We start from the raw sequence: 15,948 nt of genomic DNA, 5'->3' as shown, positions 1-15,948 counted from the left end.
GAAATCTATTTTGGAGAAAGCTTATAAATCGCGTCTCCGATGATTTTATTCTCTGGTGACGCCAGAACACAGGCAAAAGCCAGTTCACCCTTTTCATTGAAATCAATATCCCCCGCGAAACCCGGAAAATCCTGCTTCAGCAGAATATAGCCATGCCCTTTGTCTGTCATAATGCTGTCACCTTCCCCCAGCAGACGCTTCACAGAGGATTCATTGGCAACATAAAGGCCACGCAAGCCTTTGGCATTTTTAGCTCGGAAAGCCACCGTTCCGGACGAATTCAGGCGTGGCGTAAAGAGTTCCAGCTCGGCAATGCCATCCAAACCTTCCGTCACCAAAGACTGAAGCTCGCCATCTTTGTATAGCACCAAGGACTTACGCTTGTCGGGAAGATAGCCGACAAACACGACCATCCCGTTCTGCGACAAGGCCACTGTATTGCCAAAACCAACGTAGTTGGAGTTCGCGTCGCCCTTGCGATCCTGAGCAATCACGATTTTTTCGTATTCGCCATTCCCCTTGGACTGAATCAGAAGAATTTGGTCGGACTGGGCATCGCTGATCTCACCGCGCTCGCCCAGGCGCACTTTAAAGGCCCATTGTTTCTTTTCATTCACCGATGGACGGAATAAATAAGCAGCAGATGTATCAAAACGTCTTTCACCTTCCCGTGCGATCGTAGAATAAGAGTCCTTATATTCAACGAAACTGCGATCAAAGTCTTTTCCCATACTGCGGAAAATCGCGGTGCCATCGTTTAAAGTCTGTGCATAGCCCGCATAGACAATCTTATGCTCCGGTCCGGAGACTTTCACTTCTGTCTTCTTACTGTGGCCGTCGTATACAAAAACGCCCAGGCTTTCGATTTCACTAAACGGACTGAATGTCACCTGACCACGGTCGTTCACAGTGGGATCGGTCACATAGTGATCTTCCGGAGCAACATAAATCACTTCGCCCGGCGCCTTATGGGATTTGAACCATACGGCCTGATTCGGTTTTCCATCCACAGCCATCAATTTGATGGCCACATCACCTTGATTGTTGATCGCAGGCGAGGTGTTACTTAGATACGTCAATGGTGGCAGATTGTAAGTGTCGGTAAAATGAACGCGCACCAAAAGTTCCGGCGCCGCGTATTCAGGCAAAGTTCCAGCAGATGCTGGCAAAGCCAAAGCCCCCAGCAGAGATGAAAACACGAGTCTTTTCATAAAGTCCCCTTGTGATGCTAAAAAGCATATTCAAGAACCCCGACTCTGTCCTGATTTCTTTTGCTGTTTTCACGGCGCATCATCCGTGCGCCCCCTCTGGCATTAAGCAGAGGGGCGACGATACTTTCTCAAAGCCTGCCCATCATCAAAGAAGATGCTGCTTGCCTCTGAAGGCCGCGCCCCCAAACTCAGACCATATCCGCCTTGAATATTGATCTTCAGACGCCTCAATTCATCTAAAAAAATCTCGTTCAAATACATGCTCTTGATACGTTTGTAGTGTTCGCCACGAAATTCACCAAAAATAGCCAGATCCTGAGCGCGCACAACACGGCCCAAGGAACTTTCCAGATTCTTCACAGTTAAACTCCAGATTCAATTTTTTAAGGAAATGACTCGATACCGGGATTTCGAGGAGACAATGAAAGTCTCCTCGCTATTTACTCCGAGATTAAATTACGGGCGTGGGAAAGGCTGAACATGCTTAAAATCTAGCACAGCTTTCCAGGGAAGTCCACCCAGCCACTGACGCTGGGAACAGAGCAAAAAAAAGGGTCCTCATGGGACCCTTTTTAGAAATCTAAGAGGCTGATTTTAATTGGAACTAACGCGAGCCAAGGCTTTCTTTTTCTTTTCTTTAGCTTCGCTGAGGCGTTGACGTTTCTTTTCCAAAGCTTCCTGCATCTGTTTCTTCTTTTCGATCAACAGGTCTGCTTTGCGGTTGTTCTTTTCTGCCTGAGCCAACGCGGCACTGGTCATATCATCCAACCGACGAGCTTCCTTACGGGCAGAGTCTTCAAACTTATCAAGGCTGGCTTGCGCCGACTTCAAAGAACGTGCGCTGGACTGCTCCGCTGCTTTGGCTTCCTTGTGCTTGTGTTGCAGATCTTTCAACTCCGCCTGCAAATTCGCCAGCTCAGAGTTCGTCTGCTTCAAAGCCTGCAATGTTTTACGACGTTGCTCTACAGAGTTGTCGTAATTGTTGCGCGTATTTTCCAGTTTTGCAGAAACAGCTTCGGCCTTGGTGCGAACGCGGGCTTCTTCCTGCTCGTTCTTTTTGATTTCTTTATTCAAGACTTCGATCTTGCCCGTCAGAACACCCGTTTCTTTGGCATTCTTAGCTTGCTCGCTTTGCAGACGCTGAATTTCGCGGCTGGTACGTATTGCTGTTTCTTTGTTCTTGCGGGTTGTGGCTTTCAAGTCCGTACGGGCCGTCTGCAGCTCGTCTTTACTTTGATTGAATCCACCTTTGGCTTCATCCAGATTGGCATCAATGCTTTCCACTTCCGCCTGGGAATCATAAAGGGCATCCAAATCAGATGCATGAGCCGTCATAGGCGCCATCGCACCAGCGAAAGAAAGAAGTACGAAGTAAGAGATAAGCTTGTCTGTCCACTTTTTATACATATTCCTGTCCCTTGTTGTATGTAACAAGGGGCTAGGTCCACGAAGCATGCCCAGACTCAGCTGCAAACAGAAGGGGGTTCAAGCCCCCCGAGGGCTTTCGCCCATGAAATAAAGACAGGGCCTGGCCTCATTTGGCAGTCCCCTCAAAGACTAAGAAGCAAGAACCGCCCGATAGCTTCTTTGCAGATTTACCAGAAGCTTGATAATAGCAGCCCCCGGAGTGGCCGAAGCCCTTTGGTTATCAAAGATCGCCACCAGGGCATCCAGTTTGGAGTCAAAACTCATGGGCAAATATCCACCCATTCCCAAAATCCAGTCCGCCAGCATAACCGCGGTACGCCCATTGGCATCTTCAAAAGGATGCAAACTGATCAACCAATATTGAGCCAAAGCGGCCTTACTGAAAGTGTCTGAAGTTCCCATTAAAATTTCTGCTTCAAGGCGCTGTAAGCTTTCCGTCAGCTCCCCCACAGGACAAGCCTGCTGAATGCCAACATAGACCGCCTGCTTCCGAATACTGCCTGTGGGAAGATTGCGAAGAAGGGCGTTGATTTCCAAAATAGACTGAAGAGTCGGCGACTCTTCAGCACGGATCTTTTCAGCGATATATTCGTTGGCACGCTGCCAGGATTCAAGCTCACCCCTTTTTAGCGTGCTGGAAGAACGCAGTCGCAACGGAGCAAGCCGCGCCAGGCCCGCCCGCAGGTCCTCTAAAGACAGGGACTCACAGGTCTGGCGCAATTGACCCACCTGTCCAGCCAAATCACGAATCTGCGTTTCTTCGGCGGCAGTCACGGCCCTGGAAAGAAGATCCGTAAATTTCATACCTATTCAGCCACCGCCGGCAACATTGGAACAGTATGAACACGTGTCACCCACTCCGAGTAAGATGCGCTTTGCACAAGGATCTCAAAGCGCTGATCCGCCGCAAAGCTAAGTTGCATATTGACGTCTTTGCCAGAGAAGGACACGGCAAAACTGCTGCCTTCACATTGAGTCATCGTAGAGTTGCAACCATAAATCTGATAATCGTTGGTTTCACCTTTATGAGTTCTATCCAAAAGAACTTCACCATCATCTCCGGTCAACGGCTCGTAACGATAGTACTTCTTCCCATCGACTTCAGAAACCGGCTCGTCGCTCTTGAAATAAAGAGAGCCCGTCATTTCACCACGAAGTTGGTTGTTATATTCAGGAGTAAATGGTTGCTGGGTCAGACTCAGATAGATATGCCCCTGGATCACTTTCCCATCCTCATCAGTAAACCGGGCGGCAAAGGAAGACTTCAAAACAAAAAAGTCAGCAAAGTCTTTCTCCATAATCACTGAGCGAGCTAATGATTGCTGAGGGTAAGCCACCACACTGGCCATGCCAGCAGAAAGAGTCAGGACACTAGCCAAGAGTTCCTTTTTCATAAAATCTCCTTATAAGGTCTTTATTGATGGGCCCCTTATACCTCATTTCCCCGCATTGCCTAAGTACCCTATAAATAATATAGCAAACACCCTGCAAGCCACAGCCGCCACAGGCTCTCAGCGGGACTCTACGAGGCTTCAGATATAAAAAAAGCCCTCCCGGACCATCCGTGGAGGGCTTTTTGACGATTCTTGTATGTAGACTTTACTTTGGCACACAGTCAGTCAGGCTTTGCGCCTCACCATCTGTAATCAGGATGTCATCCTCGATACGCACTCCACCAAAGGTCTTCCACTTTTCAGCTTCAGACCAGTTGATATGATCTTTGTAGGTCTCACGGATACCCTGATCTTCAATGAAAGCGCGGGCGAAATAACAGCCTGGCTCTACCGTGATCAAATAATCCTTTTCCAAAGCCAGGTCCACGCGCAAACGAGAGCCATAATATCTTTTTGGATTTGTATTCTCTGGATTTCCAGTGTCCCGCACCTTCAAGCCAACCAAGTGGCCGACCCCGTGAGGATAGAAAACCGAAATTGCCCCGGATTCCAAAGCGGCATCCACCGAGCTTTTCCAAATTCCCCACTGCTGCAAGCCCTCGGCGATCACACGTGCGGACTTCATATGAACATCGCGCCACTGCGTTCCTGGGCGGCACATCTTCACAGATTCTTTGTGCGCCTGATGAACCAGATCATAGACATCTTTTTGTTGGGACGTGAACTTTCCGTCCACGGCAAACATACGTGTGATATCGACGCAGTAGTCTTCAATATCGCCCCCGGCATCAACCAGAATCAACTCTCCGGCTGTCACTTTTTTGGCTGTGGGCACGGCATGCAGAATCGCTGCGTTTTCGCCACTGCCCACGATGGAACCGTAAGGCATTTTTTCAGCCCCCGCCATCAAGACGGCATTTTCATAGTGAAGCTGCAACTCACGCTCGGTGATCCCTGGTCGGATGGCATTTTTCAAGGCCGTGTATCCGGCATTGGCCATTTCGGCAATTTGACGGATCAGGCGAACCTCTTCGGGCCCTTTGCGACGGCGCACTTGGTCCAGACGAATTGAAAGTTCACGGGTGATTTCATCGTCAGCCATTTTTTGCGACGGCTGCCCCAGATGGACAATGCGTTTGTAGCTGCCCCCGGAAAGTTTCTTTTTCAGATCTTCCAAGGAATGTTCGCATTCAAAGTTGCCTTCAGCACCCTCCCAGACAATATCAACCGGGCTTAAAGGTCTTTGGTACTCAATCCAGCCTTCGCTTAAAGAGTATGCCATCACACCATCATCGCGACGATGCCCCGTCAGCCAGAAATAAGACGGATGCGGCAGGAAATCATAAGTTTGATCCAGACCGCCGGGCTTTTGCACGGACTCACCACTATGCACCAACACCAGATCGGAAGTCCCCAGAAGGTCCTTCCATACCGTTGCCACTTTCGCTTGGCGATTCTTATAAACATCATCAGAAAAAAGCATAAACACCTGCCCTCCCTAGCAGTTTATTCCCAATTCTGCCGCGGTCAACCCCCACGCACTGAGCCGTTTCTGTTAGCAAAACTATCTTTTGAAATGCTTTTTCAGACCGAAGCGATAACTCAATGTCAGATTAAACTGACTGGCCGTCTTGGGATACTTTTCGGTCACTTTTGTTCCCGGGGTCTGCGTAAGCTCTATGTTGCCATACTCAAAACCCACCGTCAGATCTTCAACGCCCCAGAAATTGCGGCAACTCGTCCCAGCGGTCCAACCTTGTACACCCCGGATATCGTCGAAAGTAAACTCTCCGTCTGGGAACTTTCCGTTATTTTCAAAGAAATGCTTATTGACGTAAAAATCCCATGTACAAAGACGGGACTCCAGACCTCTATAAGCGACCTCTACACCGTGAGCATTGGATTGAACGGGTGTACTGTGACGTCCATCCCCATCCCCTGCTTTATTACGGGTAAAGTCAGATCGAAATACACGAACCTCTGCCTGTCCATATTTGGAAGTGAACATGTAGCCCAGGTAGGTCGTCAAATCATCTTGGGTTCTTTTTTGCCCAGGATAGCTTCCCGTGTCCCCGCGACTGCCGGTGACACCAATGTAAATATCGTGGTTTTTCAAATAAGGTGATGATTTTTCAAACACTTTGCGAAGAGCATTGGTGATTCTCAGCTCCATGGTACCGGCAACCGCTGGATAAGAATTCGCCCGTGAATCCGCGGGATCAACATTCGATTCCCCCTTCAAGCCATCACCGTCAATCACACTGAAAGAAGCCAAGATCACACGATCCAGTTCCTCTTTGAGCTGATAGTTAAACTGAATGCCTTTGTCGTAGCGGACCATGATCCCATAAGGAGCTGTCATATAATATCGGCTGGGCTTCCCCTCTAAAGGATTCAGACCACTGGCGGGGAAACTTCCGGCCAACACCGTGATATCCTGCGAATCTGTCAGCGCAATGTTGGCGCCAATGTTTGCCAATATCCAAGGACGATCCACAAATCCATCCGCACGCAGACGATTGGCATTGTGATAGTTCTGCTCGTTTTTTTCATTGTAATTCAGAACCTGATCTTTGGGGATGGCACTGACTGAAATAAAGATCTGTTTAAAATGAGGATTATCAAAGGTTCTGGTGGCCTTCACATCCCCCTCAATCACATTGTCACCGACGGAGGTTTCATTTCCGCCACTGCGGCGAAGATCGTTATTAAGAATGGCTGCCACCTGTGCCGATGCGGACACCTCAATACATGTTCCACTGACATAGACACCATTACGGGCATAGCAGGCATAGGTCTCATCACTGCTCTCATTAAACCAGTTATTGGATGCGATTGCACTGCTGGCAACTGACAGGCCGGCAATAAAAGCAAAAAGTGCTTTCATAAAAATAGTCTCCTTGTTGATGGCGCGGAGACTAACAATTGTGATTCAACATAAACAGTTAAACTGCAGACATAAATGAAATGCAATAAAGACTCTGACGGAACACTCTGCGGATTAGAGAAAGCAACAAAGGCGCCTTCTTTTTGAAGTCGCCTTTGTATAGACCTTAAGCTCCCTTTAATTCGCCAAGACCCATTTGAGGAGTCAAAGTCAGGCGCAAGAGGGCCGGATTATTACCGGGAATCATCTCCAAATCCTCTGACAGAATCTGGAAGCCCAGGGAATGTACTTTTTTTAGAACCACCTCTACTGGCGGAATCCATTTGTGTGCCGTCCAGAACTTTCCGTCCTGCTCAGTCACTCCGGGAACGTCACACTCGGGAGTTTGTCTCCACAGGATATGGTTCTCATCCATGCGCACAGACTCGAACCCCTCTTCTGGAAGATAGCTTTTGCTTTGCACTTTGACCGTGATCACAAGCTTGCCACCCAGACTTAAAATATTGCGCAAGCTCAGAAGATATTGCATCTGATCCGCCTCACCGATCATATTGTTCAAACAATCACCGTCGTGGATAAGATCAAATTTTTGTTCCAACTCCTCTGCCTGCAGGGCCCCGCCCATTCCAAAAGAGATATTCAGATCCTGCTGCAAAGCAATTCTTTGAAGGATGGAAATGGAGTTTCGATACATATCGTAGGCTGCAACATGGAAGCCCATTTCAGCTAAAGTCATCGCCCCAATCCCACGACCGGAATGCAAATCCAGAGCGGTCATACCAAAAGTTTGAGGATAGAACTCTTGCACCACAGCCTGAAGATGCAAAGCCGTGTCGCGATCACAAAGCCCATTCAAGGCCAAGATGTTAGAGAATGTTTCTTCAGCTCTGTTCACGAATGTTTGATATTGTGCTTTCATAACGAACTCCTTACGTTACGCCGTCCCTGGCGGTTGCAGAATCAACTTCGTTGTTGATCTGATGCCAGACACTAAAGCACGGGCGGTGCCACCATTTTTCATTCTATAAACCGCTTTATTTCGAGCTGAGACGCTCTTTGCCGGGATTCCGGCAGGGGCCCCTGCCGGGTTTTCGGAAGCTGCCGAAGTCCCGGCAGCGGACTTACTTCTTAAGACCTTGCAGACGACGGCGAATATCGCCCAAAGTACTGCGCGGAACACCCAGATACTTTGCTGCTGCGGATTCAGATCCTTTTTTCTTCAGGGCAAAATCAATCAGCTTCAGTTCAAATTCAGAAACCACATGGCTGTAGCGCCCTTCCAAAGCCTTTTCGTCGATCTCGGCCACCGAGGTGCTTTTGATAACGTCTTCATAAACCGGGGCAGACTGCACCAGGTGCGGCGTCAGATCTGACGGCTTGATTTCATTTCCATCCACCAGCACACAGGCAACTTCAATCGCGGACTTCAATTCGCGAATATTGCCCGGCCAGGAATAGGTCAAAAGCAGATGCTCCGCCTCGGGACTCAAATATTTGTCACGGTAGTTCCCACTTCTCAAAAACTCCTGCGCCAAATCCAAAATATCCTCTTTGCGTTCGCGCAGCGGTGGCAGCGTCACTGTGAAGTTTTTAATTCTGAAGAACAGATCTTCTCGGAACTTCTTTTCCTTAATCAGCTCTTCCAGATTTTCGTTGGTCGCGGCAATGGTACGACAGTTGACCTTTCTTCCGACATCCTGACCTACCGGATAAATATCGCCACTACTTAACACTCGCAGAAGCTTGACCTGCAAGTCCATGCTTAAGGTCGCCAACTCATCCAGGAAGATGTCCCCGCCATCCGCGCTTTCAAATTTTCCGGCACGGGTTTCTGTCGCCCCGGTGAACGCCCCTTTTTTGTGCCCGAACAATTCAGACTCGGCCAAGTGCCCCGGGATGGCCCCGCAGTTCACAGCAATAAAAGGACGGGAGTTGTCGTTTTCAAGGCTCCATAAATACTGCGCCATGATCTCTTTACCCGACCCGCTTTCACCACGAATCAAAACGGACTGCCCCGAACCGCGAATCTTTTTGGCTGTTTCCAAAACCGCCTTGAAGGCCGGTGACTTCGTATAAAGATTGATGTGCTTGACCAGACGTGAACCCGCCTGATGCTTCAAAGTCTGATTGCGACGCAAAAGACGATGCAAGACCGGCGCCTTACGCAAAACCTGTGTCAATGTCTTGGCATCAAAAGGTTTAAGCAAATAGTCCACAGCCCCGGCCTTCATACACGCTTCCACCAGATGGGCCTCATCATGGCCCGTCATCGCGACAACGACGGTGGTTGGGTAATTCTTCGAGATTTCCTGAATCAACTGCAAGCCCACACGGTCAGACGATTCATCCAAGGAAAGATCCGTGAAGACCAGATCGACAAGCTCACGATCCAAAACCTCCAAAGCCTCTTCCATCGAATCCGCCAAAAGGACCTTGTGCGGATCTGGAATCTGAGACTGCATTGTTTTGCGGACCAGCGTTTCGTCATCGACAATAAGAATACGCATTAGGAATTCCTTATCTTAAATTCAAATTGAGAAATCAAAAGTTTGGGAAGCAGACACGCCTTATTCTGACGTATCTGATCTTGAATCCATTTTTCATCAAAATCTGTTGTACACAGAATGGCTTTTTTCTCAAGAGCCATCTCGTGGATCACATCCAGACCCTTTTTGCTGTCCCCCAGATTCTGATCGATCATCAGGATTGCATCATCAGGCCAGGAGTGTTGCTGCTTATACATCTCAAATTTTTTAACTGAATCAAAGAACACAGCTCCCATCAGGCCCATCGAAGTGGACTTTTCCTGCCAGGTTTTCAGAATATTCTGATCATCGTCGACAAAGGCAATAACCTGGTCTTTCTGCACTTCCAATGAAGTACAAAGCCAAGAGGGATTTTTCTCGCGCGGGATCTCAGCTATAAAGCTGGTGCCTTCACCGGGAAGGCTCTTCACCGTCAAAGAACCGCCACACCATTCCACCGCCGCTTTGGCCTGGAACAGCCCCAAGCCAGTCCCGGTTCTTTTGCCGGATGTAAAGCTGCGCTCAAAAATGCGTTCAATGATCTCTGCCGGAATTCCGTTGCCGTTGTCCTTGATTTCCAAAGTCCACTTTTTCGGCGCTTCTGTCATCAACAAGGTCACTTCCGAAGCACCCGCCTCAAAGGCATTGTTGATTATGTTAGAAAATGCGGTTTGCAGCTCGATCACCTGCACCACACTCCATAAATGCGGTGTCGCGGAAATCCCCTGATAAGTCAATTTCTGGTTGTCCAGTTTGCGCACGCGATGTTCGTTGTACACACTTAAAATCAAAGGCTCCATCAACGTTAACTTTGGAGCTTCTGTGCCGGGCTCTTCATCAGGCTGGGCTGTGGACGCCGATAGCTTCTGCACAATACCTGCAACCCGGGCGACAGCACTTTTCAGAATTGCCAAGGGTTCCTGCTGGGAGGTTTCAATCTGCGCCAGGGCCATATTCATACTCATCAAGGGACTGCGAATATCATGGGCCACTTGCGCCGCAATTTGAGTACGGGCCTTATCCCGCTCGCTTTCGATCAGACGAGCCTGATGAGACTGCAACGTCGCCAGCATATTATTCAGGTTTTGGCCGAGATCATTCAGTTCATCCTGAGAGTTTGCAGTCACCGCCACGCGATGAGAATAGTCCTGAGTTGCAGAAATCTGATTCAACAAGCCCCGAATGGCTTCCACTTTGCGCAGAAGAGTTTTCGTCAGAACCACGGACAGCCAAGCTGACAACACAATTAAAACCGCCGCCAGAATCAACAAAGTGATCTGCATCTTGTGCAGCTCTGCATTTAAGGCTCGGGCCGAAATCGTTGTCAGCAAGCGGTAATGCTTTTGGTTTTCGTTCTTGACCGCCGTCATAACGATCATCTTATCCCCGAACCAATGCACTCCGTCTTTCCACGTCAGTCCCTCACCAAGGTCCCAATCTCTGACAAATCCTGTTTTTTGGATATGCCCCAAAGACTCGCCTTTGATTCCCACAAGCTCAATGGAAAGATTGTCTTCATCGTGCTCTGCCATTTCCCGCAAGAGCTGAGTCAGGTCATCAAAATAGATCACAACTTCAATCAGATGTTTGCCATCCAGCCCCGGCATGATGGTGTGCTGCCCGACCAGCCCATCTTCACCACGCACTAAAGCACTTTGATAGACAGACTGGAAAGATTCATTAGGAAAGTCCGTGAACAAAGCCCCCGGCGTGCCCGTCGAGGACTCCAAAGCTTTGCCGTTGCGATCGTAAAGAGTGATTCGATTGACACCCAAAGTTTTTGCCAAATCCCTGATTTTGAACGGAGTCAGCTGCCCCTGAGCTTCCTGAATCTGCAGAAATTGAGCAGCATTAAATGCGATCCGCGCCTGAGACTCTTCAATCCGCGAAAGGGCCTTCGCCAGCAGATTCATGTGGTCAATATAAGAGTCCTCAAACTCACTGACCCGGAAATTAGACAATGTGCTATTTAATATCAGACAGATGATGATGGCGGCTCCAGCTCCCGTTCCAAAAAGAGCTGCAAAGATTTTCCGCGAGAACTTCATCTGAGAAAAGCTATTCATCCGCTAATGGTATTTACGCCCCACAACGATGTCACTGGAGAAATCAGTCTTATCGCTGAGTTTTCAAGGACCCGCCGCTGAGCGTCTTACCTCGTTCCTACAATCGCGCTTTGGCTACCACTTCGACTGAACACTGGAATCTACAGCGTGAATCCGGTTCAGCAGCGGCATTGGCAACGCATTCATGGCGAAGCTCTTTAGGTCCCATGATAAAGTATCTGCGACGCTCATAAGTACGCGCACTGGTGATGTTTCCTCGGGCCGTGATCACGCAGGACACACCATACTTGTCAGAACAAGATGCCAATGCGGAACTTTCAGCCTCGCGAATCGCAGAAGCCCGGCAGGTGGCATCACTGCTTTTAGCTTCGTTGTAGTCCCCTCTGCCGGACACTGAAGTAATATAGGTGGGGTATCTGACGATACGTTGAGAGACAACTTCACAACGATAGAACTCGCGGGCATCACTGTCACAACGATTCAAGACCGTGCTACTGATACGGCTGGCCTTGTAGCGCGCCTGCTCGACACAATCGGATTCATCAACACCCACGGCCGTCACAGTTTCACGCGACTCGGCCTGCCCGGCACGAATGCGACGGCGTTCAATTTCCTCTAGCCGCTGTTTTTCAGATTCAGACGGTTCTGCTGCCGAAGCCATAACAGAGTGACTACACAGAGACAAAAAGATCAGACTGGCAAGTACTTGGACTTTCATAAATTCCCCCGCTTTTATGAGTGCAAAAAATTGCACGCAGAGCCCTTCTAGCAAGGCTGATACCAACGAAAGTGGGGGCATTTTGGTACCTGATACTTTTTACCTTAGTTTTTTTCGCACTTCACCTGCTGGGGATCACAGAACGACAGCAGCGTGCGCGCCCGGCATTTGGCCAAGGCTTCTTTAGCGGCGATCTCTTCGGTTTTTCCAAGACCAAAAAAGCGACTGCCTTGCGATACTATCTTACAGGTATAGGTGGCCACCAGCTTGGGGCCGCCCTCAGAAACATCCAACGCCAACGTGTCTTTGTTGGGATTCTGATCATTGGGATTGATCACTTTCAATCCACAACCGACAGAGCCAAAAACCAGAACACCAGCAATGACCAAAACAACTTTTCGCATAAGCTCCTTCTTTGCACGATCTCGCATACCTAAGGGTAGCAATCCCGGCCTCAGAACAACAGCGCATATTCAGATTCGTCCACTTTTAGGACTTCTAGACACCCGACGGTAAACACTGATTTATTTCAAGTAATCCTGCTCAATGGCGGCAATCAACGGGTTGCCATCCTGACTCAGGCTGGTTATGCTCGTTCCAGAATCCAAAGGGAACCGACATGACACGCTTGTATTTTTTGATACTTCTGACATTCACAGTCCCGACTCTCGGCAGCGCCAGCTCTGACATCCCTGTGGGCTGTGTGGGTAAGAGCACTGTCAGCGAAGAGGCCTACAGAAGATGGGCACAAGCTCCGAAAGACAACTCGGCCTCTGACAAGATAAGCGCAGCCCCTCAAATCGAAATCGGGATTCGATCCGCACTTAAGCTAAAAAATATTCAAAATGAAACCCGCGGCTTCGTGCATTTTCAACCTCAGGATGGTGGCGACTATTTTGTCATTTCAGATTTCTACCCACGCATGAACATTCTGGATGCAGAAAATAAGAATGCTTCTTTGGAAGCCCGCGCCTGGGGCCCCATCCGCGAATGTGATACCATGAAGAAATCCCTGCGCTTTCAGTTAAAACCCAAGCAAAAATATATTCTGGAAGTTCTTAGCCGCGACAGTGACACTGTGAATGTTCTTATCGTGAAAGCCCCGGCCCAATAGTCCGGGGCCTGGTGCTTTCACACACAAAGTAACTTTGCCATTTGCATACTAGACCTCCGATTCTTAACAAAAAATAAACGAAGAAGTGGAGCCTTGGAAGGATCATGATTTCATAAAGCCTAAGCGAGGCGATGATGCAAACCATGATACTGATGATCGCGATCCTGCTCATAAGCTCACTGGGCCAAGCGGCTGTATGGACTGAAATAAATCAATGGTCCGAGGAATGGGAAAACCGCTATGCGGCTTGGGTCAAAAGTGAATGGCAAAAAAATTTCTTTTCCAGAACCCGATTGCCGAACGGACAGACAAATCCATATTATGGCCTTCGTGTGGACTGCGCTGACGCCGTCTATTCCATGCGCATCATCTTTGCTTACGAACACCGTCTTCCCTTTGCCATGAAAGATCCCACTTATTCCAGCAGCCGCATCTCCAACAAAATGAGCCGCTGGGACCGACAGCGCGAGATCGACCGGGTTCGCAGCTTTCTGTGGTATATTTATGAAACCGGCAGTACTCGCTCCTTGCCCTCGGACACCTATCCCGTCTCAATCAGTCGCAGAACCATCCGATCCGGAGGCGTGCTGACGACCACACCTATCAATCATCACTCTTGGACGATCAAGGAAATCCTGCCTATTGGCGTGCCTTATTTGGTTTATAACTCTGTGGTGGGCTCGAACTCCGGTTATGAAATGCAGGAACGAAAGTCTTGGCCCAATCCCAACTGGGTTTTCGAAGGAGACTACAGCCCGTCCAGCGGCGCTGGTTTTCGCTATTGGCGACCCATTTCGAGCCTGAACAGACCTGTCTGGGAAGTTCCGGGATACAGCACTGAACAATTCCAAATCCCGCTCTCAAAATGGACAAAGACACTTCAGTCACGTTTAGCAACCCGTCAGGAAGATGACGAACAGATGATGAGTCGTTTGATCGAAAATGCCTGCGTGGGCTTTAAGGATCGCGTGTCTTACGTGAATGAAGCCTTGGCCTACAAACGACAGTATCCGTACTGCATGTCTTATGAGGCCTATGACACTTATTCTTCCCCCAGTCGGGATGAGCGTATATTCGATGATCTTATGTACTTAAGACGTTCCTATAAAGAGATCATTCAGCGTAATAACGGCCAACAACTCAGCGCGGATCGCAAAGCGCAGCTGCAAAAGATTTTTCCTTATATAAACCAAAACACAGCCAGCGAGGCCCGACAAATGCAACCCCAGAACATCACTGAAGACTCGGTCTGCGTTGTGCGCTATCAATCCAGCCGAAGTATGGACCTGGCGGAGTTCAAACGACGTCTGTTTCTGGGATGGATTTCCAACAACCCCAACGAAAAAGCTGAATACCGCTGGGGTGTCCTCAAAGGCCCCTCAGAGCACGCTCGCTCGTGCCCTTCCTGGGGAGGCTGGATTCCTGACCTGAACTAACGATATGCAGGAATGCCGGTAATATGTTCGCCCAAAACCAGGCGATGAATGTCCTCTGTCCCCTCATAGGTGTTGACCGACTCAAGATTCAGCATATGCCGCCCCACTTGATACTCGTAGGTGATACCACTGGCGCCCAGAATATCCCGAGCCTGCCGTGCCACCTTCAGCGCCATGGACACATTATTCATTTTTGCCATGGAAATCTGCGCAGGCAATGCCTGATCCAGATCCTTAAGACGTCCCAACTGCAAAGCCAAAAGCTGCCCCTTGGTGATCTCGGTGAACATGTCCACAAGCTTTGCCTGCACCAACTGGAATCCAGCAATAGGTTTGTCGAACTGAATACGGGTCTTGGCGTAGTTCAGAGCCTCATCATAGCAGGCCATGGCCGCGCCCAAAGCGCCCCATGAAATTCCGTAGCGTGCATGATTCAGACATGCAAATGGTCCCTTTAACCCCTCAACCTGCAACATCTGGGAAGCCGGAACCCGGCAGTCTTCAAAAATAAGTTCTGAGGTCACAGACGCCTTCAGAGAAAACTTTCTGTCGATATCCCGAACTGAAAATCCTGGAGTGTCACGGTCCACGATGAATCCACGAATCTTGCCAGCCTCATCTTTGGCCCACACGATCGCCAGATGCGACAGGCCCCCATTGGTAATCCACATCTTTGAACCATTCAAAACATAGTCGTTCCCGTCACGGATGGCTCTGGTCACCATACCACCGGGATTTGAGCCAAAGTCCGGCTCGGTCAAACCAAAGCAGCCAATCCATTCACCACTTGCCATCTTGGGCAAATATTTCTGTTTATGCTCTTCCGTTCCAAAGCGGCTGATCGGATACATACACAAAGCCCCTTGCACGCTCACGAAACTGCGAATGCCGCTGTCCCCGCGCTCAAGCTCTTGCATCATGATGCCATAAGAGGTGTAGCTGACCCCGGCACATCCATAGCCCTGAATCGTGGCCCCCAAAGTTCCCAGATCTGCCAAGCCCTTGATCAGATGGTGTGGAAAGGTCCCTTTGTCGTAGTGTTCGCCGATGATCGGCAGAACTTCCGCATCCACATATTCCCGAATGGACGAGCGAATCATTTTCTCTTCATCACTGAGCTGGGCATCCAAGGCATAAAAATCGGGGGACTGAAACTGTTTCATTAAAAA

15 protein-coding genes are annotated in these 15,948 nt (G+C 49.2%); 2 read left to right on the top strand and 13 right to left on the bottom strand.

Annotated features, from left to right (window positions below; all coding sequences use genetic code 11):
• Positions 1-5: 5 nt before the first annotated feature.
• The 12 genes from ACES2G_RS06065 to ACES2G_RS06010 form a co-directional block, all read right to left on the bottom strand.
• Positions 6-1,211, bottom strand: a complete 1,206-nt coding sequence (locus ACES2G_RS06065; protein WP_374001562.1) for a hypothetical protein — start codon at positions 1,209-1,211, stop codon at positions 6-8.
• A gap of 102 nt (positions 1,212-1,313) precedes the next feature.
• Complete coding sequence (locus ACES2G_RS06060; protein WP_347356935.1) at positions 1,314-1,571, bottom strand: hypothetical protein; 258 nt, start codon at positions 1,569-1,571, stop codon at positions 1,314-1,316.
• 234 nt (positions 1,572-1,805) lie between these two features.
• Entirely contained in the window at positions 1,806-2,618 is an 813-nt protein-coding gene (locus tag ACES2G_RS06055; protein ID WP_347356933.1) for a hypothetical protein, read from the bottom strand.
• 150 nt (positions 2,619-2,768) lie between these two features.
• Positions 2,769-3,443, bottom strand: a complete 675-nt coding sequence (locus tag ACES2G_RS06050) for a Fic family protein (RefSeq protein WP_374001561.1) — start codon at positions 3,441-3,443, stop codon at positions 2,769-2,771.
• Positions 3,444-3,445: 2 nt separating this feature from the next.
• Positions 3,446-4,033 (bottom strand): hypothetical protein, encoded by a 588-nt coding sequence (locus ACES2G_RS06045; protein ID WP_374001560.1) that lies wholly within the window; start codon positions 4,031-4,033, stop codon positions 3,446-3,448.
• Positions 4,034-4,238: 205 nt separating this feature from the next.
• Positions 4,239-5,516 (bottom strand): aminopeptidase P family protein, encoded by a 1,278-nt coding sequence (locus ACES2G_RS06040; RefSeq protein WP_347356958.1) that lies wholly within the window; start codon positions 5,514-5,516, stop codon positions 4,239-4,241.
• A gap of 81 nt (positions 5,517-5,597) precedes the next feature.
• Complete coding sequence (locus tag ACES2G_RS06035; RefSeq protein WP_347356929.1) at positions 5,598-6,920, bottom strand: hypothetical protein; 1,323 nt, start codon at positions 6,918-6,920, stop codon at positions 5,598-5,600.
• A gap of 166 nt (positions 6,921-7,086) precedes the next feature.
• Entirely contained in the window at positions 7,087-7,839 is a 753-nt protein-coding gene (locus ACES2G_RS06030; protein WP_347356928.1) for a methyltransferase domain-containing protein, read from the bottom strand.
• 202 nt (positions 7,840-8,041) lie between these two features.
• Entirely contained in the window at positions 8,042-9,427 is a 1,386-nt protein-coding gene (locus tag ACES2G_RS06025) for a sigma-54 dependent transcriptional regulator (protein ID WP_347356926.1), read from the bottom strand.
• A complete protein-coding gene (locus ACES2G_RS06020; protein ID WP_374001559.1) occupies positions 9,427-11,493 on the bottom strand; it encodes an ATP-binding protein in 2,067 nt (688 codons plus the stop codon). Before ACES2G_RS06020 ends, ACES2G_RS06025 begins: the two co-directional genes overlap by 1 nt.
• Before the next feature lie 115 nt (positions 11,494-11,608).
• The gene (locus ACES2G_RS06015) at positions 11,609-12,229 is read right to left on the bottom strand and encodes a hypothetical protein (protein ID WP_374001558.1); all 621 of its coding nucleotides are present in this window, start codon (positions 12,227-12,229) and stop codon (positions 11,609-11,611) included.
• A gap of 104 nt (positions 12,230-12,333) precedes the next feature.
• Positions 12,334-12,633 carry a hypothetical protein gene (locus ACES2G_RS06010; protein WP_347356922.1) on the bottom strand — a complete coding sequence of 100 codons (300 nt, stop codon included), beginning with the start codon at positions 12,631-12,633 and terminating at the stop codon, positions 12,334-12,336.
• Between the two features lie 215 nt (positions 12,634-12,848).
• Here ACES2G_RS06010 and ACES2G_RS06005 point away from each other — a divergent pair, with 215 nt between their 5' ends.
• Together ACES2G_RS06005 and ACES2G_RS06000 are read left to right on the top strand one after the other, a co-directional pair.
• A complete protein-coding gene (locus ACES2G_RS06005; protein WP_347356920.1) occupies positions 12,849-13,343 on the top strand; it encodes a hypothetical protein in 495 nt (164 codons plus the stop codon).
• Between the two features lie 143 nt (positions 13,344-13,486).
• On the top strand, positions 13,487-14,779 hold the full coding sequence (locus ACES2G_RS06000; protein ID WP_374001557.1) for a hypothetical protein: 1,293 nt from the start codon (positions 13,487-13,489) through the stop codon (positions 14,777-14,779).
• Here the strand turns inward: ACES2G_RS06000 and ACES2G_RS05995 are convergent.
• Entirely contained in the window at positions 14,776-15,942 is a 1,167-nt protein-coding gene (locus tag ACES2G_RS05995) for an acyl-CoA dehydrogenase family protein (protein WP_347356918.1), read from the bottom strand. The genes ACES2G_RS06000 and ACES2G_RS05995 overlap by 4 nt on opposite strands.
• Positions 15,943-15,948: the final 6 nt, after the last annotated feature.

It is taken from the genome of Bdellovibrio bacteriovorus (assembly GCF_041888015.1).
Classification (GTDB): domain Bacteria; phylum Bdellovibrionota; class Bdellovibrionia; order Bdellovibrionales; family Bdellovibrionaceae; genus Bdellovibrio.
Note: the sequence above shows the minus strand (reverse complement) of the source record. Positions and strands in the feature narration are given on the sequence as shown.

Excerpts from the sequence above, each read along its gene's own strand:
- ACES2G_RS06005 (WP_347356920.1), top strand. The coding sequence starts at position 12,849 with ATGACACGCTTGTATTTTTTGATACTTCTGACATTCACAGTCCCGACT.
- ACES2G_RS05995 (WP_347356918.1), bottom strand. The coding sequence starts at position 15,942 with ATGAAACAGTTTCAGTCCCCCGATTTTTATGCCTTGGATGCCCAGCTC.
- ACES2G_RS06055 (WP_347356933.1), bottom strand. The coding sequence starts at position 2,618 with ATGTATAAAAAGTGGACAGACAAGCTTATCTCTTACTTCGTACTTCTT.
- ACES2G_RS06010 (WP_347356922.1), bottom strand. The coding sequence starts at position 12,633 with ATGCGAAAAGTTGTTTTGGTCATTGCTGGTGTTCTGGTTTTTGGCTCT.
- ACES2G_RS06000 (WP_374001557.1), top strand. The coding sequence starts at position 13,487 with ATGATACTGATGATCGCGATCCTGCTCATAAGCTCACTGGGCCAAGCG.
- ACES2G_RS06065 (WP_374001562.1), bottom strand. The coding sequence starts at position 1,211 with ATGAAAAGACTCGTGTTTTCATCTCTGCTGGGGGCTTTGGCTTTGCCA.
- ACES2G_RS06030 (WP_347356928.1), bottom strand. The coding sequence starts at position 7,839 with ATGAAAGCACAATATCAAACATTCGTGAACAGAGCTGAAGAAACATTC.
- ACES2G_RS06015 (WP_374001558.1), bottom strand. The coding sequence starts at position 12,229 with ATGAAAGTCCAAGTACTTGCCAGTCTGATCTTTTTGTCTCTGTGTAGT.
- ACES2G_RS06020 (WP_374001559.1), bottom strand. The coding sequence starts at position 11,493 with ATGAAGTTCTCGCGGAAAATCTTTGCAGCTCTTTTTGGAACGGGAGCT.
- ACES2G_RS06025 (WP_347356926.1), bottom strand. The coding sequence starts at position 9,427 with ATGCGTATTCTTATTGTCGATGACGAAACGCTGGTCCGCAAAACAATG.
- ACES2G_RS06035 (WP_347356929.1), bottom strand. The coding sequence starts at position 6,920 with ATGAAAGCACTTTTTGCTTTTATTGCCGGCCTGTCAGTTGCCAGCAGT.
- ACES2G_RS06045 (WP_374001560.1), bottom strand. The coding sequence starts at position 4,033 with ATGAAAAAGGAACTCTTGGCTAGTGTCCTGACTCTTTCTGCTGGCATG.
- ACES2G_RS06040 (WP_347356958.1), bottom strand. The coding sequence starts at position 5,516 with ATGCTTTTTTCTGATGATGTTTATAAGAATCGCCAAGCGAAAGTGGCA.
- ACES2G_RS06050 (WP_374001561.1), bottom strand. The coding sequence starts at position 3,443 with ATGAAATTTACGGATCTTCTTTCCAGGGCCGTGACTGCCGCCGAAGAA.